The following is a 19,667-nucleotide window of genomic DNA, read 5'->3' as shown; positions in this document are numbered from 1 at the left end:
GAAGATGTTGAAGAATATATCCGGTATTACAACCATGAAAGGTTGCATACTACGCTTGGTGATTTAACGCCAATCGACTATGAAAAATTACAAAGTCAGGTGTCCTATTGGGCTTGACCAGAATAGGTCGCGATGTATTCAAACCTTACGACAGCAAAAAAGCTCCACTAGCCGATTGGCACACCATTAACCGTGCATGGTCTGAAAACCCATTACCTGCTGATCGTGATCGCGATTTAGTTAAATTGTTTAAAGAGATTGGTGTCGGCCCTAGTTTCTCCGCTGACAGCCTGGATAAATTGCCAGAGCCGATTAAGAAAGGTTTGATCCGCGCGGCAGCAACGGCGCGTCCGATGATCAACCAGATGCTGGCGACGGGGGCTTACAAATCTAAAATTGTGAATGGTTGGAACTATCCACCAGAGAGCTTTGGTTCGGCGGGTTTAGCCGGTGATTTTGTGACTCGCGCGGCAATACAATCATTAGGTGGCATTATTGCTAACGATCCGGTTGAAGCTGTGTATATGAATACCTTTGTCGATGTGAAAGGGAAAACATTACAAGGCGGCAAAAGCTATGTGATTAATTTTGATAAAGATACGGTTCCACCAGTTAAAGAGTTCTTCTCTATGACGCTTTATGGTTTGGACTCTAACTTTATTGCCAATGATATCCAGCGTTACGCTGTTGGTGACAAAACCAAAGGTCTGACTAAAAATGCCGACGGTAGTGTGACCATTTACATGCAGCCGAATGCGCCGACCGATCCGGCGAAGAAAGCCAATTGGTTGCCTTCACCTAAAGCTGGAGCAGGCAACTTCTATTTGATCTTGCGTGCATATGCTCCAAAACAACCATTAATTGATCAAGCTTGGATCCCACCTGCGGTGACACCGGTTAATTAAGGTTTGATAATAAAAGCGGTTTATCGAACAAAGATAAATGACCGCGTTATTCCAACTAAGATGGGATAACATAATAAATGCCTAAGTCGTGATTGATGCAAATCGTTAATCACAGCGACTTGGGCATTTTTATTATCCGTTACTTCGACAATAATGACGACAGCGCGAGTGCGACTGTCGAAAGTCATTATTCCATCTCTGCCTTATAATCCACTCTGCTTTTTAATTCGTTATTTTTCAATTGATTATAGTTTAAATGCCAAGGCGATGTGACTTGGCATACTTTATGCTCTTAGTTGTTCGCTGTTCTATTTATAGCAAAATGACAGAAATGCGGTGAGTGAAAGCTGACTGCTCTGTGACTTAACAAAAGGTTGGATCATGAATAAGTTTGTTTTTGCGGATCCCAATTTATGTATTGGGTGCACAACTTGTACTATCGCCTGTGTGATTTCACATCAAGAAGATTCAGATTATGAGCTGACTGCGAAAGACTTCGTGCCTCGCTTAACGGTCATTAAAAACGTGGATGTTTCTACACCCGTTTTATGCCGTCAATGTGATGATGCACCTTGTGCTCAAGTATGTCCGAACAACGCCATAATCTCTGAAGATAATCACATCAAAGTGATTCAAGAACGCTGCATTGGTTGTAAAACTTGTGTAGTGGCTTGTCCTTACGGTGCGATGACGGTAGTGACGAATACAGTCGAAAAAGAATCAGAATCATCATTGTTCAAATCTGAGAAGCAAACATCTCAAGCATTGAAGTGTGACCTATGTGCGCATAGCGAAGCTGGTCCTGCTTGTGTTCGTGTTTGTCCTACCAATGCCTTGCGCTTGGTGACGCCAGATGATTTAGAGCAGATGAATAAGAAGAAACAACTGGCGGCGGCGTGTGCTGCTGGCGATGTAATTTCTTTTTAATAACTTTGACTGAATTTACGGCGATTCAAACTTGAAAACCGTTGATGAAGAAAAAGAAAATCAGATCATAAAAGCGAGAGTTTTAAATGAAAAAGACACTAACAGTGTGTCCATATTGCGGTACAGGATGTAAGTTAAACTTACTGACTGAAAACGGCAAAGTGGTGGGCGCTGAACCGGCTGATGGCCGGACCAATGAAGGCGAATTATGCCTGAAAGGGTACTATGGTTGGGATTTTCTCAACGATACTAACCTTTTAGTTCCTCGTCTTAAAAGCCCAATGATCCGTCGCGAGAAAGGCGGTAAATTGGAAAATGTATCTTGGGACGAAGCAATTGAATTTGCCACTTCACGTCTTAAAAAAATCAAAGCTGAATCAGGCCCAGATGCAATCATGACTACCGGTTCTGCCCGTGGTCCAGGTAATGAAGCAAACTTCGTGATGCAGAAGTTTGCGCGAGCGGTTATTGGAACCAATAACGTCGATCACTGCGCTAGGGTGTGACACGCTCCATCAGTCTCCGGTCTGGAGGCAACAGTAGGTAACGGTGCTATGAGCAACGCCATTACTGAAATCAAAGACGCAAAATGCTTACTCATTTTTGGCTATAATGCGGGTGATTCACATCCAGTTGTGGCGAAACATATTCTTAAAGCCAAACAAAACGGTGCCAAAATCATCGTTTGTGATCCACGTAAAATCGAAAGTGCACGCGTGGCTGATCAATGGCTACAAATGAAAAATGGTTCTAACATGGCATTAGTTAATGCTATGGCCAATGCTATTTTTGCTGAAAATCTACAAGACCAATCGTATATTGATCAATATACCGATGGCTTGGAAGAATATAAGAAAATCATTAGCGAATATACGCCAGAGAAAGTGGCGGCTATTACTGGTTTAGAGCCTGAAGATATTCGTCGTGCGGCGCGTACTTATGCTCAGTCTTCAGAATCTATGATTCTATGGGGCATGGGTGTAACACAGTATGGTCAAGCGGTTGACGTGGTTAAAGGGTTAGCCAGTCTAGCGCTTATCACAGGTAACTTTGGTCGTCGTGGCGTAGGTTGTGGTCCAGTTCGTGGACAAAACAACGTACAAGGGACATGTGATTTAGGTATGTTGCCTAACATCTACCCTGGTTACCAAAAAGTGACTGACGACGCGGTTCGTGCCAAATTCGAGCAGAAATGGGGCGTACCATTATCACCAAATGAAGGCTACAAATTGACTGAAATGAACCACTTAGTTCATGACGGAAAAATGCGTGCTTACTATATCTTTGGTGAAGATCCAGCTCAAACTGAAGCGGATTTAGCCGCATTCCGTGAAATGATGGGTAAACTTGATCTGGTTATTGTTCAAGATATCTTCATGACACAAACGGCTGAAATGGCTGACGTGATCTTCCCTGCCACAAGTTGGGGCGAGCATGAAGGCGTGTACAGTTGTGCCGACCGTGGTTTCCAACGTTTCAATAAAGCGATTAATCCACCAAAAGGCACTAAAGTCGATTGGGAAATTTTCTCACTAATGGCAACGGCAATGGGTTACCCAATGTCTTACGCGAATACCAAAGAAATTTGGGATGAAATGCGTAGCCTATGCCCTGAATATGCAGGCGCAACGTATGAGAAAATGGAAGGCTTGAAGAGCGTTCAATGGCCATGTACCGAAGAAGGTGATCACGACTTAGGCACTTCATTCTTATTTGAAGGCAATAAGTTCACCACCGACAACGGCAAAGGGCATTTATTTGCCTCTGCATGGCGTGCACCACAAGAACTGCCGGATGCTGATTACCCGTTAGTATTATCGACTGTTCGTGAAGTAGGCCACTACTCTTGTCGTTCAATGACAGGTAACTGTAGTGCATTGCAAACATTGTCTGATGAACCAGGCTTTGTGCAAATGCACCCAGATGATGCCAAAGCAAGTGGAATTAAAGATCAAGCCTTGATCTGGATTTCATCACGCCGCGGTAAAGTTATCTCTCGTGCTAACTACAATGAGCGTGTCAATAAAGGTGCGGTATACATGACTTACCAATGGTGGATCGGTGCTTGTAATGAGCTCACCATCGAGCATGTTGACCCTATCTCAGGTACGCCAGAGTTTAAGTACTGTGCAGTAAAAGTGGATAAGATTGACGATCAATCTTGGGCTGAAAACCACGTACAAGTGGAATACAGTGCATTACGTAATAAATTGCGTACTGCTGCCAAAGGTTAATTGAGACAAAAAAGTTGTTAATCTAACAAAAGTAAGCCACTAGCGGATAACGTTGGTGGCTTTTTTGTGCAAAAAATAGACGAGGTATTAATAAATAGTGATATGATTCAACTTTTGTTGAGTGAGATCAAACCAAAATAGAGAGAAATATCACTATAATAACCACCCAAAAGTGGTAGCCAGTGAGATGAGAAACAGTATGCAGCGAACCCTTGATGTAACGATACCTAACGAGCAAATTAGCCAGTTTTTCTCTCGGTTATGCAGTGCGGTTAATCTGCAAGATTTGGTTATGGAGCTCAATACCTTAACGCTGAAATCTGGACAATTTCAATCGGCAAATATTTTGCTTTATAACGCCGATAAAAAAAATCACCTGTTATTTTACCCTCATCAAACCGCTGTTAATACCTTATTGCTGGATCAACCTGATATTGAGCCTGACTCGCAAGGGGTGCAACTTTCTGAAAAATACACCCGCTTTAATCGCGATGCATTTGTTAGCAATTTCCCATCGTATTCTCATTTAAGTAATTTCGATCGTGCTAACGATGTGGTGCATTTTCCGTTAAGTGCGTTTAATCGTTACATTGGCAAATTAGAAGTGGTCAATGTCTCAACCGCTAGCGATGCTTTTATCTCAGACTTAAAGCAAGTTTCGATCGTGATTTCTCTGATTTTAGCCAAAATTTTTGATGGTAATTTAAATCATAATTACGGCGATCAAGACTCGCTGTTAGGGTATTCTCAATCATTAGGTTTGGGTAAAAATCCAGCCATTATTAATGCCATCCCCAATAAAAATACCTTACACAATCATGTGCTAGTCGATGTGACGGAAGCGGTGATAGGGCAAATTGATTTTGAAGGCTTAACCACCTTATTGTTTCGTCACTTGCACGAACACTTTAATATTGAATTCATCAGTATTATGTCTCTTGCCTCTGGCAGTGAAACCTTGTGTTGTCATGAAGTAACTCAAGATTCCGATGGTCAACCCAATTATAAAACCGCTAAAAAAGCCAAAGTCAATACTATTGCCGATCACGTGATTGAAACTAAAAAAACCATCATTTTAGGGCGTGAAGATTACCCATTATTGAAGCACAAATACTCGCATGTTGATGATCACTATGTAACCGATCAATTAAGTTCGGAATGTGTGTTGCCGTTATTGTTTCGTCAGCAAGTGCTGGGGGTGATCAAATATGGTCATCGAGATGAAAATTATTTCTCAGAAGATCTACTCGATTTATTACAGCAAATTGCCGCTCGCGTGGCGGTGGCAATCAATAATTTCCAACGTAATAGCAAATTGATCGCACGTTCTAATCAGCAAGATGAAGCGCTGCTATCAGAAGATTATCAAAACAATGAAATGTTTGGCGACATCATCAGCCAAAGCGCGGTGATGAGTGATGTACTGCAACGAGTGTTAATGGTGGCCGATTGTGACAGTACAGTGCTGATTTTGGGTGAGACCGGAACAGGTAAAGAAATGATCGCCAATATGATCCACAGTTCCAGTCATCGCAGTCGAAAAAAAATGATCAAGATGAACTGTTCAGCGGTGCCATCGGGTTTATTTGAAAGTGATTTATTTGGTCATGAAAAAGGGGCATTTACCGGCGCAATAGCCCAGCAAACGGGACGTTTTGAAGAAGCGCATAACAGCACATTCTTCTTAGATGAAATTGGCGATATGCCACTTGATTTACAGCCTAAAGTGCTGCGCGTTTTGCAAGAAGGCGAAATTGAACGAGTCGGTAATCATACTGTTATTCCGGTGGATGTCCGTTTGATCGCAGCTACCCATTGTGATTTATTGGGTATGGTGAATGATAAATCTTTCCGCCGCGATCTGTATTATCGCTTAAATGTATTTCCAATTCGTATTCCGCCATTGCGTGAGCGCCGTGAAGACATTCCATTGCTGGCGAAGCATTTTACTCGTATCTTCGCTAAAAAAATGAACCGTGATATCAGCAGTATTTCCTCTGAAACTCTGCGGGTGCTGTCTTCATTGCCGTGGCCTGGTAATATTCGCGAATTGAAAAACGTAATCGAGCGCGCGGTGATCATGACCTATGGCAGCGTATTGCATTTGCCGATTTCAGAGCTGCAAGAGTATTTTCCAGAAGTTGAAAGCACCTCGTTTAGTGTCAATGATGATCCACAAACCCGTTCCGGTTTTTGTTGTACTGAGTCAGTCGGGCAAAAAGAGCAAGCCTGCAGCAATACCGATCGCAGTGCGATGAGCAGTAAAAAAAGCCTTGAATGCGAGCAAATTATTCAAGTGTTAAAAGAAACCAATGGCATTGTGGCAGGGCCTCGCGGCGCAGCGCAACGTTTAGGTTTAAAGCGAACCACTTTACTTTCTCGTATGCAGCGCTTAGGGATCACATCCAATGATTACGCCTAAAAACCCCAACGGACTCGACGTTGCCGCTTTATTGGCTGTGTTCGTTTATCTAAATCTAAACCTCCAATTGACTAGCAAAGGCGCTTCTCATGAATGAATGTACTGACCAACCGGTTGTTTCGTCAGTTATCGCTGCCGATGCGTTAATGTGCTCAACGGATCCTCTCGCGACAACATCCACTTGCCGCACTTATTCGCGTTTGAGTTTTCATGATGGTCAATTGTTTGATATGGAAGAAGACGAACTGGCAGTCGAAACGGCGGTGGCGATGGTGTATAACGGCATCGCTCATACGGTGCAAATGTGCAGCGCGATCGATCTTGAAGACTTAGCGGTTGGTTTTTCGGTTACTGAAGGCATTGTTGATGATGCCAAGCAAATTCATGGCGTTGAAGTCGTGCCTGTATGCAATGGAGTTGAAGTGCATATTGAGTTGGCGAACCGTCATTTTGAACGCTTAAAACGTGCTCGTCGGAATATGAGTGGCCGAACGGGTTGTGGTATTTGTGGCACCGAAAGTTTGCAGCATGTGGTACGCGCGGTGACGCCAGTGAGTGATACCACCACACTGTCACATCAGGCAATTGAACGTGCATTATCACAATTTAAACAACATCAAACCTTAAACCAACAAACCGGTTCAACCCATGCGGCGGCGTATATTTCTGCCAAAGGTGAGATCTTAGCCATCCGTGAAGATGTCGGTCGTCATAATGCGTTAGATAAACTCATTGGTCATTATTTAACATCTGACTATCAAGGTGGGGCGATTTTAGTCTCAAGCCGAGCCAGTTTTGAAATGGTGCAAAAAACAGCTGCTGCCAATGTGGGGATTTTATTGGCGATTTCAGGTGCGACCAGCATGGCGGTGGATTTATCTGAACAATTAAACCTGACTTTATCGGGTTATTGCCGTACCGGTCGAATGAATGTCTATACTCATTCCGATCGGATTCAATTTCCTGCTTGATATTAGTAGAAAAAGTAAAAAATTTTTTATTCATTTACACTCAGCTAGCAGTGTTTACTGTGGCTATAGGGATAGTTATGTTTTTAGTATCGAAAAATAAAATTAAGCATTGGTTAGGAACGACCATTGTTTTTACTTCTATTTGTATTTCATGGCCAGTGCTAGCAGATAATGCCACTTCGACGCAGATCATTGATTGTCGTGCTAGTGAGTATTTCAATGGTTGGCCGCAAGAAGGTATGAAGTTGGGTGGACACATTCCTAATGCGGTAAATATTCGCGGCCAATGGTTAGACAATATGTCTGTAGCCGAAAGAACTCACTTTTTAGTGGATCAAAAACAACTCAATAAAAATCAACCAATTAAGATTTATTGTGACAGCGGCAATGCGAAAAAACTGCAACAACAATTAACAGGTATTGATTTTAAATCTGTAGCAATTATGCAAAAGCCATTATCCGATTTTCAAGATCAATTGGTTGCGTTACCGCATTTTAAAACCTTAGTCAGCCCTCGTTGGTTGAATCTGTTGGTTAGCCATTCATCGTCGAATGATGCGCAGTTAGTGGCTGCGCCGCAACATGATTTTAAAATCATTGAAGCCGGTTGGGGCCCAGCTACAGGATATTTGTTATCTCATGTGAAAGGTGCGATATATGCTAATACCAATGACTTTGAATCTAAACCTTTGTGGAATGTGGTACCGCCTGCACAATTGCAACAAAACATTGAGAAACTGGGTATTACCCAAGACACAACGGTGGTTTTGTATGGACGTGATAATTTAGATGCGGCGCGTATTGCTCAAATTCTAATGTATGCAGGCGTTAAAGATGTCCGTTTATTGGATGGTGGTTGGGAAGCATGGCAAGCGGCGGATCTACCGACACAATCGGGTAATAATTCGGTGAAAAATGTGGTGAAGTTTGGCGCAAAAGTTCCAGCCCACCCTGAATACATTACCGATGTAAGCCAAGTGAAAACCATGCTCAAAGACAGCGATAACAACTCGCTCGTCAGCGTGCGGACTTGGAGTGAATACATTGGCGATACCAGCGGTTACAGCTATATTAAGCCTAAAGGTCGTATCGATGGTGCTAAATGGGGGCAAGGTGGTAAAAATTCCAATAATTTAGACGACTTTACCAACCCGGACGGTACTATGCGCAGTGCCAGCGAAATTCAATCGAAATGGCAGGCGTGGAATATTCGCACCGATCAAAAAGTCAGCTTCTACTGTGGCACTGGCTGGCGAGCATCAGCGGTATTCTTGTACGCTTATGCCATGGGTTGGAACAATATCAGTGTATTTGATGGTGGTTGGTATCAATGGAGTCTAGATGGCAATAATCCTACATTGACTGGTACGCCAAGCGCTGTTCATTAACAATTAAATATAAAGTATTATTTATTGTCCCATCGATTTGGGGCGGTTACTTACACCAATTTGAGGTCATACTATGAGCGATATTCGTCTTACCCAATACAGTCATGGCGCGGGCTGTGGTTGTAAAATCTCACCAAAAGTATTGGATGAAATTTTAAAAACCAGTGTGCCACAATTTGTTGATCCGAACTTATTAGTTGGTAACGAAGAGCGTGATGATGCTGCGGTATACGATTTACAAAATGGTACTGCGATTATCAGCACCACCGATTTCTTTATGCCAATTGTTGATGATCCGTATGATTTTGGTCGCATTGCGGCAACCAACGCCATCAGCGATGTGTATGCAATGGGCGGAAAACCGATCATGGCGATCGCGATCTTAGGCTGGCCGTTAGATAAGTTATCACCAGAAGTGGCGCAACAAGTGATTGAAGGTGGCCGCTCGGTGTGTAAAGACGCAGGGATCACACTTGCAGGTGGGCATTCAATTGATGCACCAGAACCTATTTTTGGTTTAGCGGTGACCGGTATTGCAGATACCGACACCATTAAACGCAATAGCCAAGCTAAAGCGGGTTGTGAGTTGTTTATTACCAAACCATTAGGGATTGGCATTTTAACTACTGCAGAAAAACGCGCCAAATTAAAATTTGAACATCAAGGTTTAGCACGCGATTGGATGTGTAAATTAAACAAACCAGGCTTTGATTTTGCTCAACTTGAATGCGTGAAAGCGATGACAGATGTTACCGGTTTTGGTCTGCTTGGTCACTTAAGCGAAGTGTGTCAAGGCTCGGACGTTATCGCGAATATTGAGTTTGATAAAGTGCCGATATTGCCTGGCGTTTATGAGTATATCGAACAAGGTTGCACCCCAGGTGGTACTTCACGCAACTATGAAAGCTATGGTCATTTAATTGGTAATATTACCGATCTGCAAAAATCAGTATTGTGCGATCCACAAACTTCGGGCGGTTTATTGCTAGCGGTAGAAAAAGGCAATCGCCAAGCCCTTCAAGTGGTGGCAGAGCAATACAATATTGAATTAATTTCAATTGGAGAGTTAGTCGAGAAACAAGACGACAGTTCAATTGTGGTTCATGTGGCCTAATGACCAACAATAATGTTACATACCCCAAGTAATAAGGGTATTAATCGCTTTGATTCGATGTGATTTTTGACTGATTATGTTAATGTTTCGTTATTGGACGAAACATTAACTCTCAGATCCGAGAGCCTATTTAGAATCAAAGGGAAATTGATATGATCACACGCTGTCTATTTGTTTTATTCTCTTTATTGCTGACCTTTCAAGCGGTCGCAAATGAACCTCAAAAATACTCCGAAACACCCATGATGGATAAACCATTAATGGAACGTTATGTGCTCGATGAATTAAAAGCATTACGTACCGAGCAACAAGATCTTGAGCGTCGCCTCACGGTTCAAATTACTGACAGAGAACTGTCTGTTGCCGATAAATCCCTCAATTACTCTAATATCACCGTGACTTACTTCTTCTACATTATTGCTGGTGTGGCATCTTTAGTGGCGCTTGTTGGTTGGCAGTCTTTAAAAGAGATCAAACACAACACCAAAGAAATGGCCGATAAACAGCTGAGTGAAATTACGCTATCGTATGAGAAAAAGTTCAGCATTTTAGAGCGTGACCTTAAGCGAAAATCGCGCATCATTACCGAAAATAACCGCGAGATAGAAATCATTAACGAAATTCATAATCTGTGGTTGCGGGCGCAAAGTGCTCAAACCCCAGAGCAGAAGATTGAAACCTATGATGATATCTTAAAAATTCGCCCCGGCGATCTTGAAGCACTGACCCATAAAGCCGATGCAGCCATGGAAATTAATGAATACCACTGGGCGCTGAGTATTTGTAATCGGGTGCTGGAGGTGGATGATCATAATGGTCATGCTTTATATCAACGTGCCTGTGCGTACTCTCGTTTAGGTTCGGAAGAACAAGCGATTAATGATTTGAAGTTGGCGATAGAGTCGAGTAATTCGCTGCGTGAACTGGCCGCAGAAGAGCCGGATTTTGAATCGCTACGTGGGCATAGTCGTTTTGAGGAATTAATCGACCCAACTGAAACCGCGTAATATTAAGGTTTAGCATGGACGCTAATGAGCATACTAATAAGAGCAGTTGTACTAATACAAACGTTGTTAATACAAATACTGCTAATACAAACACAGCTAATACGAACACGGTTAATACAAACTGCGCCAATAAAGCAGCGACTAGCGTGAAGGAGCATCATCGGTCGCGCCGCTTACAATTATGGCAAGGTACGCTCGCGATCTTGCCGTTAAGTATTGCGGTACTGCCTTGGGGGTTATTAGCCGGATCGTACGCGATTGATATTGGTTTAACCTCATTAGAAGCTCAAGCATTATCAGCGATATTGTTTGCTGGTGCGGCGCAATTGGTTGCTACCGGAATGTTTGATGCCAACGTAGGTATTTGGACCATGCTGCTGACCACATTTTTCATTACCTCGCGTCATTTCTTATACAGCGTTTCAATGCGCGAAAAAATCAGTCTACTGCCAGCTCGTTGGCGTTTAACCCTTGGTTTCTTATTAACCGACGAATTATTTGCAATATGCGGACATCAAACAAAAACTCAATTTCAACCTTGGTTTGCTCTGGGGGCTGGGTTGAGTTTTTATCTTTTTTGGAACCTTGCGAGTTTGGTGGGGATCATCGCAGGTAAAGAGATCCCGAATTTGAATCAATGGGGCCTAGAGTTTGCGGTGGCCGCTACGTTTATTGCGATTGTGATCCCAACCATTAAAAACCTGCCAATTTTTGTCGCGGTTATCGTCGCTTTGGTGGGTTCTGTTTTATTGAGCTATTGGCAAGTAGAAGGCAGCTTAATTATTGCCAGTTTACTCGCCATGGTGAGCGGCTATTTAACCGAAGTGAATTTACCCAAAAGAGTGGATGACAATACCATGCAAGCGGAGGAGGAAAGATGATCTTTACATCAATTCTTGCCATGACCGCAGTGGTATTTTTAAGTCGTTATATCTTCTTAGAGCCTAGGTTGCCGGTTAAACTTAATGTTAAAGCGCAACGCTTGCTCAGTTATTCTAGCCCCGCAGTGTTAACCGCAATTTGGGCGCCAATTGTCTTTGTACATGATGAACAATTGGCCTTATCTTTAAACAATCCGTATTTAATCGCTGCAATATTGGCGGCGCTAGTGGCCTGGAAAACCAACAATGTGATTGCAACCACAGTGATCAGTATGGGCTGCTTTTTTATACTGAATACTGTGATTAATTAATATTCATAATAAGCTTGTTATTTATGGATATTTATTGAGAATAATTAATATTTTCATGTGCCACACTCATGACTAAGATCAATTTTAGGCTTTATTTTTAGGAGTAGGATGCAGCCAACTCTATCCACAGTTGTAAGGTTCACCTTATGAAAAAATACTCTTTCCCGCTTCTCGCACTTTCAAGCCTTTATTTCACCACTAGTTTTGCGTGTTCTTCAAATCATTCGGATGATATGCATCATCATCAGGATGCGTCAATACAAACAACGACACAACTAGCATCACCGGCTGAGCCAGCACCATCAAAACCTTCAACCAGCACCACTGTATTATCAAGCCATGCTGATGTCTCTTCAGAAGCCGTGGATAATATTGAACAATTGATAGCTTTAGCCGCCAAAACATCGGCGAGTGCACCAGCGGTTTACCCGATCAAGCCTGTGAAAATGCAAGACTTCGCCACTGTTTTCCCAACGGTGGAAATGAAGGTTGTGAGCCTTGATGGCAACAAGCGTATGGTGACAGTGTCAGGTTATCAAATGGAAGGGGCCGAAAGTGTTATTTATTTAGGCAAGGGACAGCGTTCGATCTTAGCGGCAGTGACAGAGAAAGGCCAAAAGCAGCTGAAATTAGGCAAAGTCAGTATGGATGATTATGGTAATAAATGGCGTACCGCTGAATTAACCGGCATGATCGAATCGCCAGTGCTAGATTCAAATAAGCCATTATGGAAATATGCAGAAAAGCTCGACACTACCTATTGTTCAACGTGTCATGCTAAGGTGTCACCTAAGCATTTTACCGTAAATTCATGGGGGCCGGTGGCTAAATCAATGGGGGCTCGAACCAATATTGCGCCATTAGATTTGCAAATTTTAACCAAGTTCTTTGAAAGTAATGCCAAAGATGTGGTGGTACAAAGCGACAAATAAATCTTAATACAAAAATCGCCCCTTAGCGCTAACGTTAAGGGGCGATTCTGTTTTTATGACGGCCAGCTCTGGTATTACTTTTTCATTAATCCATACGGCAGATTTTTAAACACATGTGGCTGATTGATGATGGTAGGGGCTTGATTCACCCCTTGCCAATTAAGTAACATGATAGCTAAGACATTACGATGCTCACCTTTAGCCACTTCAAAATCACCATCGGTGGATGGGATCATGCCATGTTTAAAATCGATCGCTTCGGCAATGTTTTGCTGGGCCTTTAATAATGCTGGATCATTTAATTTACCCGCCAGTAAAAAGCTGATACCGACTTCGGCGATCACATCATGCTTGGTGCGCTTAATTATGGTGTCGATATTGTGGCTAAAGTAAGCGTAGATCCAATCAAACTCTTTATTTTTGGGATCGAGTTGCTTTTGATAGTACTCGGAGGCGGCAAAGATAATATGGGTCATGCCATAAATCTTGTTGGCGTATTGTTGATCCGAAAGTTGCTTATCTTGAGCGTCTGGGTAAGTGTCTTTAAAGGCTTGAATAAACGCTTCAACCACATCTTGCTCGCCTAATTGACGTAACCAGTAAACCTGATTGGCTTGTTGCGCCGCCCATGCACGGATCATATCGTGATCGGTGGCCATCGGGGTAAAATCAAACTCTTGCAGTAATTTTTTAAGTTTGGCATCGTCTTTGTGCTTTAAGCCGTATTCGTTGGCGCGCGCCATGGTGCTGAGTAAATCGTTACCAATTAACATGTACTCCGGCATTCTACTGGTGATTGTATAGCGCATTTGAGTTCGTGGTTTTTGGATCTTTTTATAAGCCTTTAATTGCTCAACACCATAAGCTTTTACTTGTTCAGGCGTTTCGATGTTATCGGCAATATAACTCAATGTGCTGGTGACGCGAGCTAAATCAGACCACACTGCGGCTGAATATTTAGGATCTAAAGTTTGACGAAACAAACGTAAACCATAATGGCCTGCGGTGGTGGCACTTAAGGTATAAAGCTGCGTTTCAAAGGTGTGTTGAATAATTTGGGCATCTTCACGATAAGTATTTTGCGTAACTTGGTCTTGGGTGTTTAGTTTTTCTTTGGCGAAACTGGTGGGGCTAAATGCCAGTTGAGACAAAGCTAACAGCGCGATAATCAGAGTCGTTCGTTTAAATGTTACAGCCATAGTGATTCCTTTACTCAAGCTTTCATGATGTCTTATAATAATTATAAGTGTCGGTGATATTGGCAATAATTGCAGTATATTTATGTTAAATCAAAGTGAGTATTTAAAATATTTTAAATTCAATCACGATCAGGCTGTCCATCAATAGAGCGGCGATGATATGGTATGACTATGATTGAATAAAAATAATAATGAAAGGTGATACAGATGCAAATTCAAGTTGATACTCATACCCATACTTATGCCAGCGGTCATGCTTACAGTACCTTAATGGAAAATGTAAAAATGGCGAAAGAGCATGGTTTGAAGATGTTTTGCACTACCGATCATTCCTCTGCTATGCCGGGCTCTCCGCATTACTGGTTTTTCAATAATCAGCGTATTTTGCCTCGTTTTATTGATGAGGTTGCGATCATCCGTGGGGTGGAAACCAATATTATGAATGTTGCAGGCGAAGTGGATCTGCATCCCAGCACCTATGAGCACCTTGATTGGGTGATCGCCAGTTTCCACGAAGCAGTATTTAAGCCAATGGATAAAGCGTCGCACACCGAGGCGCTACTCAATATTATCAAAAGTGGCAAAATTGATGCGCTCGGGCATTTGGGCAACCCTAATTACGATTTTGATTTTGAAGCGGTGGCGCAATGTGCCAAACAACATAATGTCGCGATCGAGTTGAATAACTCTTCATTAAAAGGCGGCAGTCGCGCTGGCAGTGAAGAACGTTGTGCACAAATTGCGCGTGTAGTAAAAGCGGCTGGTGGCTTTATTACTACTGGTTCAGATGCCCATTTTTGCACTGAAATCGGGGTGTTTGAGAAAGTGTCACCATTATTAGATGACGTGCAAATGCCGACAGACAAAGTGATCACACATACTCCAGAGCAATTTCTTGCCTTTTTAGCGCTGCGTGGACGTGCGGCTATTGTAGAATTTGATGGCTTGTAAGCTATATCGGTAAGTGCTTAATCGCATAATCAATAAATACTCGCATACGCGTTGGCATGTATTTGCTTGGCGCGTACTGCATCGCAATGACACCATGATAATTCCCTTTAATGGTCCAATCTTTTAGCACTTCAATCACTTCACCATTTCGTACCGCTTCTTTTATCACAAAATCTGGAAAGATCCCGATCCCTAAGCCATCCTTTACCCCATTGAGTCGCATTTGAGAGTGGTTGACCGCATAGCGCCCAGTTACCGGAATGGTGTGGGTTTCGTTGCCTTTAACAAAATCCCAAATATGATCGGTTCGTGTTTCGCCCAAATAAATACAATCGTGTTGGCGTAAATCGGTTGGATGGCAGGGGGTTCCTTTGTCTAAAAGGTAATCGGGGTTGGCACACAAAGATAAATTGACCTTACCAAGTTCACGCGAAATTAAGTTCTCATAAGGGGCATCGGTTAGGCGAAACATAATATCAATGTCTTGTTCTAACAGGCCTATTTCACCATCGGATACTTTGAGCTTGAGTTCGATCTCAGGGTAACGCTGCAAAAATGGGGTCACAATCGGCTGTAATACGATACTTAAAAATGCTTTAGGCGCAGCAACGGTAATGGTGCCGACTGGTTCGGAGTGCTCGGCATTGGAAATATCCAGCGCTTGTTGGGCAGCATTGACCATAATAACGGACTGTTGATAGATTTTTTGCCCTGATTGAGTGATCAATAAACTGCGGGTGGTACGCTCAAACAATTTCACTTCGAGCGCTGATTCAAGTCGCGTGATCAATTTACTTAATGCAGAGGGTGTCACGCCGAGCTCTTTAGCCGCGGCGGTGAACGAGCCTTTATTGACCACTAAAATAAATGTCGCGAGATCGGGCAGTAGGGCGATCAAACCTTTATTGAGCATCACATTTCCTTTATTTGGCTATTTGTGATTTAAATTCACTAATGTTTTTCCATGTTAGGGGATAATAGTATTAAATCAGTTCGATTAGAATGGTTTTATCGCGTTTAACAGCAGTAACTCGTCATACTCATCGTAGTCATACCTACGGGTATAAATGAAATTATAATAAAAGGGAATACCATGTCATCTGCATTTTACAACCAAATAAACCAACAAATTGAAGATGTTAAGTCAGAAGGTTTATACAAATCTGAACGTATTATTACCTCAGCTCAAGCGGCTGCGGTTTCGATCTCAACTGGCGAAGAAGTGCTAAACTTTTGTGCCAATAACTATCTTGGTTTAGCGAATCACCCTGCGCTTATCGAAGCGGCAAAACAAGGTATGGATGATCACGGTTTTGGCATGGCGTCGGTCCGTTTTATTTGTGGAACACAAGATCTGCATAAGACTTTAGAGCGCAAGTTATCGGATTTCTTAGGTATGGAAGACACCATTCTTTATACCTCATGTTTTGATGCCAATACCGGTTTATTCGAAACAATACTTGGCGCTGAAGATGCGATCATTTCGGATGCATTAAATCACGCTTCTATAATTGATGGTGTTCGCTTATGTAAAGCAAAGCGCTTCCGTTACGCAAACAACGATATGGCACAATTAGAAGAGCAATTGATCGCTGCCGATGAGGCCGGTGTTCGTCATAAGTTAATTGTGACCGATGGCGTTTTCTCAATGGATGGTGTGGTTGCAAACTTAACCGCTATTTGTGATTTAGCCGATAAATACAATGCATTGGTGATGGTCGATGATTCCCATGCGGTGGGCTTTATGGGCGAAAACGGTCGCGGAACCCATGAATATAATAATGTGATGGGTCGTATTGATTTGATCACAGGCACACTTGGTAAAGCAATGGGCGGCGCTTCTGGTGGTTATACTGCAGGTAAAAAAGAAGTGATCGACTGGTTGCGTCAGCGCTCTCGTCCGTACTTGTTCTCGAACTCTGTTGCGCCAGCGATTGTGTCAGCTTCAATTCGAGTGATTGATTTATTGGCAGAAAGCAGTGATTTACGCGCCAAACTTTGGGAAAACGCCGCTCATTTCCGCACTCGCATGACCGAGGCTGGCTTTACTATGGCAGGCGCTGATCACGCCATCATTCCTATCATGCTTGGCGATGCTAAAGTGGCGGCTGAATTTGCAGAACGTGCACTTGAAAAAGGCATTTATGTGGTCGGTTTCTCATTCCCAGTGGTACCAAAAGGTCAGGCGCGTATTCGTACTCAAATGTCGGCCGGACACACAACAGAACAACTTGACCGCGCGATTGATGCATTCATCGCAGTTGGTAAAGAAATGGAGATTATCTAATGGGTATTCAAATGGCAGAAAACATTCAACAGATGGGCAAAATTAAAGCCTTGTCAAAACTAAAGCCAGAAGAAGGCATTTGGATGAATGAAGTCGATATGCCAGAAATGGGCCATAACGACATCTTAATCAAAATTCGCAAAACCGCGATTTGTGGCACTGATGTGCATATTTACAACTGGGATGAGTGGTCACAAAAAACCATTCCTTACCCAATGGTTGTCGGCCATGAATATGTTGGTGAAGTCGTGGGTATTGGCCAAGAAGTCAAAGGCTTTACCATTGGTGACCGTGTTTCTGGTGAAGGGCACATTACTTGCGGTCATTGCCGTAACTGTCGTGGTGGCCGTACTCATTTATGCCGTAATACCACAGGTGTTGGCGTTAACCGTACCGGTGCATTTTCGGAATATCTAGTGATCCCAGCCTTTAATGCGTTTAAGATTCCAGACGAAATCTCTGATGATTTGGCCTCAATTTTTGACCCATTTGGCAATGCCGTCCATACCGCTCTATCTTTTGATTTAGTGGGTGAAGATGTGCTGATCACAGGCGCAGGCCCAATTGGTATCATGGCGGCTGCCGTGGCAAAACACGTTGGTGCACGTCATGTAGTGATCACCGATGTGAATGAATACCGCTTAGATTTGGCTCGTAAAATGGGCGTGACTCGCGCTGTTAACGTGGCAGAGCAAAAGCTTGAAGATGTGATGAGCGAACTTGGCATGACCGAAGGCTTTGATGTTGGTTTAGAAATGTCAGGCGTCCCCTCTGCATTTAACTCAATGCTAGAAGCGATGAACCACGGTGGCCGTGTTGCTTTATTAGGTCTACCACCATCAAGCATGTCAATCGACTGGAACAACATCATCTTCAAAGGTTTGGTGGTGAAAGGCATCTACGGCCGTGAAATGTTCGAAACTTGGTACAAGATGGCAAGCCTCATTCAATCCGGCTTAGATCTAACCCCAATTATCACCCACCATTTCAGTGTGGATGACTTCCAAAAAGGCTTTGACGCTATGCGTAGTGGGCTTTCTGGCAAAGTTATCTTAGATTGGACTAAGTAAAAATTGGTGACTTATGGAGTTAAAAAGCTAAATATTTAACACTGTTTATAAAAACAGTAAAGTGGAGGGTTTTGCCCTATTTAGCCCCAGAAAAAGCCCCAATTTAGTCCCACAGCTAAAATAAAAAAGCCCCAAAGCAATTTTGGGGCTTTCAATATCACTTCTTATTTTGAACCTTTAACAGTTTATTCCAAACCCGATCCGGTTCCTTCTTGTTGGGTTCGATGAGCCATTCACTACAAATTTTGTTGGCATATTTATATTACTCTACCGTTTTGTTAGCTAAGCTTAAGACAATAGGATAATGATATGAAAGGAGTGTTAAATGTCAGTGATTATGTTTTTATTTATAGGTGCGATAGCAGGGTGGCTTGCTGGACAAATAATGAAAGGCACCGGATTTGGCTTGATTGGTAATATTGTCATCGGGATTGTGGGAGCGGTGATCGGTGGGTTGACGTTTAGTTTGCTTGGTTTATCTTCGGGTAGTTTGATCTGCTCGATAGTGACCGCGACAGTCGGTGCTGTTATATTGTTGTATATATCCCGCGTAGTAAAGTCTTGAAGCCTATAGAAATTTTAGCTCCTCAGCGATGATTGATAACTGAGGAGCTTTTTTATAGGTCAAGCTTAATGATGACTGCCGTGGCTAATAATAATCTCGCCATCAATATCAGTACGTAGGCATGCTTTTTGGGTTTTAATTAAGGTGGCGGCAAAGGCCGGTTCCACCGCTTGTAATTGGCCTTTCTTGCGTTTGATTGGTGCACCCCAAGTTTGATCTTTATACAGTCCTGCTTGGGTGTATTCAACAAGTACTTTCATGCTATCTCCTAGATGTAACAAAATGTAAGGCGTGGTGTAACAATACGCGTAACATCTAATTTACACACTAGTTAAAAATGAAAATTAAGTTCAACAAAATGTTACTCATGTGTAGTGGCTTTGTTGCGTAATTCAAATTTAGAGGTGACAACACTAGAATGGTATTATTTCAATCAATTCGGTAAGTTTTAGGCATACCTAGCCCTGTTAGTTTATTTAAAGCTTTGATCATTGCGTAAGCTT

At 42.6% G+C, this 19,667-nt stretch carries 19 protein-coding genes; 16 read left to right on the top strand and 3 right to left on the bottom strand.

Features of this window, described 5'->3' with window-relative positions:
- From HC723_RS14510 to HC723_RS14455, 12 genes are all read left to right on the top strand, one after another.
- Window positions 1–117 (top strand): IS3 family transposase (locus tag HC723_RS14510; RefSeq protein WP_190338159.1); only part of this gene is annotated, 117 nt, incomplete at its 5' end.
- Window positions 114–905: a DUF1214 domain-containing protein gene (locus HC723_RS14505; protein ID WP_190339589.1), complete on the top strand. Its 792-nt coding sequence runs from the start codon at window positions 114–116 to the stop codon at window positions 903–905. The genes HC723_RS14510 and HC723_RS14505, both read left to right, overlap by 4 nt.
- A gap of 381 nt (window positions 906–1,286) precedes the next feature.
- On the top strand, window positions 1,287–1,832 hold the full coding sequence (locus tag HC723_RS14500) for a 4Fe-4S binding protein (RefSeq protein ID WP_190339588.1): 546 nt from the start codon (window positions 1,287–1,289) through the stop codon (window positions 1,830–1,832).
- An 86-nt stretch (window positions 1,833–1,918) separates the two neighbouring features.
- Window positions 1,919–4,066 carry a formate dehydrogenase subunit alpha gene (gene fdhF, locus HC723_RS14495; protein ID WP_190339587.1) on the top strand — a complete coding sequence of 716 codons (2,148 nt, stop codon included), beginning with the start codon at window positions 1,919–1,921 and terminating at the stop codon, window positions 4,064–4,066.
- 199 nt (window positions 4,067–4,265) lie between these two features.
- Window positions 4,266–6,488, top strand: a complete 2,223-nt coding sequence (locus HC723_RS14490) for a sigma 54-interacting transcriptional regulator (protein WP_190339586.1) — start codon at window positions 4,266–4,268, stop codon at window positions 6,486–6,488.
- 89 nt (window positions 6,489–6,577) lie between these two features.
- The gene (gene fdhD / locus HC723_RS14485) at window positions 6,578–7,459 is read left to right on the top strand and encodes a formate dehydrogenase accessory sulfurtransferase FdhD (protein ID WP_203218779.1); all 882 of its coding nucleotides are present in this window, start codon (window positions 6,578–6,580) and stop codon (window positions 7,457–7,459) included.
- 77 nt (window positions 7,460–7,536) lie between these two features.
- Entirely contained in the window at window positions 7,537–8,847 is a 1,311-nt protein-coding gene (locus HC723_RS14480; RefSeq protein ID WP_190339585.1) for a sulfurtransferase, read from the top strand.
- 73 nt (window positions 8,848–8,920) lie between these two features.
- Window positions 8,921–9,961 carry a selenide, water dikinase SelD gene (gene selD / locus HC723_RS14475; protein ID WP_190339584.1) on the top strand — a complete coding sequence of 347 codons (1,041 nt, stop codon included), beginning with the start codon at window positions 8,921–8,923 and terminating at the stop codon, window positions 9,959–9,961.
- 152 nt (window positions 9,962–10,113) lie between these two features.
- A complete protein-coding gene (locus HC723_RS14470; RefSeq protein ID WP_153448777.1) occupies window positions 10,114–10,968 on the top strand; it encodes a tetratricopeptide repeat protein in 855 nt (284 codons plus the stop codon).
- Window positions 10,969–11,114: 146 nt separating this feature from the next.
- Window positions 11,115–11,849 carry an AzlC family ABC transporter permease gene (locus HC723_RS14465; RefSeq protein WP_342365751.1) on the top strand — a complete coding sequence of 245 codons (735 nt, stop codon included), beginning with the start codon at window positions 11,115–11,117 and terminating at the stop codon, window positions 11,847–11,849.
- Window positions 11,846–12,160 (top strand): AzlD domain-containing protein, encoded by a 315-nt coding sequence (locus HC723_RS14460; protein WP_190339582.1) that lies wholly within the window; start codon window positions 11,846–11,848, stop codon window positions 12,158–12,160. Before HC723_RS14465 ends, HC723_RS14460 begins: the two co-directional genes overlap by 4 nt.
- Window positions 12,161–12,306: 146 nt before the next feature.
- On the top strand, window positions 12,307–13,092 hold the full coding sequence (locus HC723_RS14455; protein WP_190339581.1) for a hypothetical protein: 786 nt from the start codon (window positions 12,307–12,309) through the stop codon (window positions 13,090–13,092).
- A gap of 74 nt (window positions 13,093–13,166) precedes the next feature.
- On the opposite strand, the gene HC723_RS14450 is transcribed toward HC723_RS14455, so the two are convergent.
- Window positions 13,167–14,291: a DUF3541 domain-containing protein gene (locus tag HC723_RS14450; RefSeq protein ID WP_190339580.1), complete on the bottom strand. Its 1,125-nt coding sequence runs from the start codon at window positions 14,289–14,291 to the stop codon at window positions 13,167–13,169.
- A gap of 207 nt (window positions 14,292–14,498) precedes the next feature.
- Here HC723_RS14450 and HC723_RS14445 point away from each other — a divergent pair, with 207 nt between their 5' ends.
- The gene (locus HC723_RS14445) at window positions 14,499–15,242 is read left to right on the top strand and encodes a phosphatase (RefSeq protein WP_190339579.1); all 744 of its coding nucleotides are present in this window, start codon (window positions 14,499–14,501) and stop codon (window positions 15,240–15,242) included.
- Between the two features lies 1 nt (window position 15,243).
- Here HC723_RS14445 and HC723_RS14440 read toward each other — a convergent pair whose 3' ends face one another.
- On the bottom strand, window positions 15,244–16,155 hold the full coding sequence (locus tag HC723_RS14440; RefSeq protein WP_190339578.1) for a LysR family transcriptional regulator: 912 nt from the start codon (window positions 16,153–16,155) through the stop codon (window positions 15,244–15,246).
- Window positions 16,156–16,335: 180 nt separating this feature from the next.
- Here HC723_RS14440 and HC723_RS14435 point away from each other — a divergent pair, with 180 nt between their 5' ends.
- From HC723_RS14435 to HC723_RS14425, 3 genes are all read left to right on the top strand, one after another.
- Window positions 16,336–17,529, top strand: a complete 1,194-nt coding sequence (locus tag HC723_RS14435) for a glycine C-acetyltransferase (protein WP_153448770.1) — start codon at window positions 16,336–16,338, stop codon at window positions 17,527–17,529.
- Window positions 17,530–17,561: 32 nt separating this feature from the next.
- Window positions 17,562–18,599, top strand: a complete 1,038-nt coding sequence (gene tdh, locus HC723_RS14430; RefSeq protein WP_194704558.1) for an L-threonine 3-dehydrogenase — start codon at window positions 17,562–17,564, stop codon at window positions 18,597–18,599.
- A 325-nt stretch (window positions 18,600–18,924) separates the two neighbouring features.
- Window positions 18,925–19,164 (top strand): GlsB/YeaQ/YmgE family stress response membrane protein, encoded by a 240-nt coding sequence (locus HC723_RS14425; RefSeq protein ID WP_190339577.1) that lies wholly within the window; start codon window positions 18,925–18,927, stop codon window positions 19,162–19,164.
- 65 nt (window positions 19,165–19,229) lie between these two features.
- Here the strand turns inward: HC723_RS14425 and HC723_RS14420 are convergent, their stop codons facing one another.
- Window positions 19,230–19,424 carry a hypothetical protein gene (locus HC723_RS14420; protein ID WP_153448718.1) on the bottom strand — a complete coding sequence of 65 codons (195 nt, stop codon included), beginning with the start codon at window positions 19,422–19,424 and terminating at the stop codon, window positions 19,230–19,232.
- Window positions 19,425–19,667 lie beyond the last annotated feature (243 nt).

Origin of the sequence: Vibrio sp. S11_S32 (genome assembly GCF_014694465.1) — a bacterium.
GTDB lineage: Bacteria > Pseudomonadota > Gammaproteobacteria > Enterobacterales > Vibrionaceae > Vibrio > Vibrio algicola.
The sequence above is the reverse complement of the archived record's forward strand: the minus strand, read 5'-3'. Positions and strand labels throughout refer to the sequence as shown.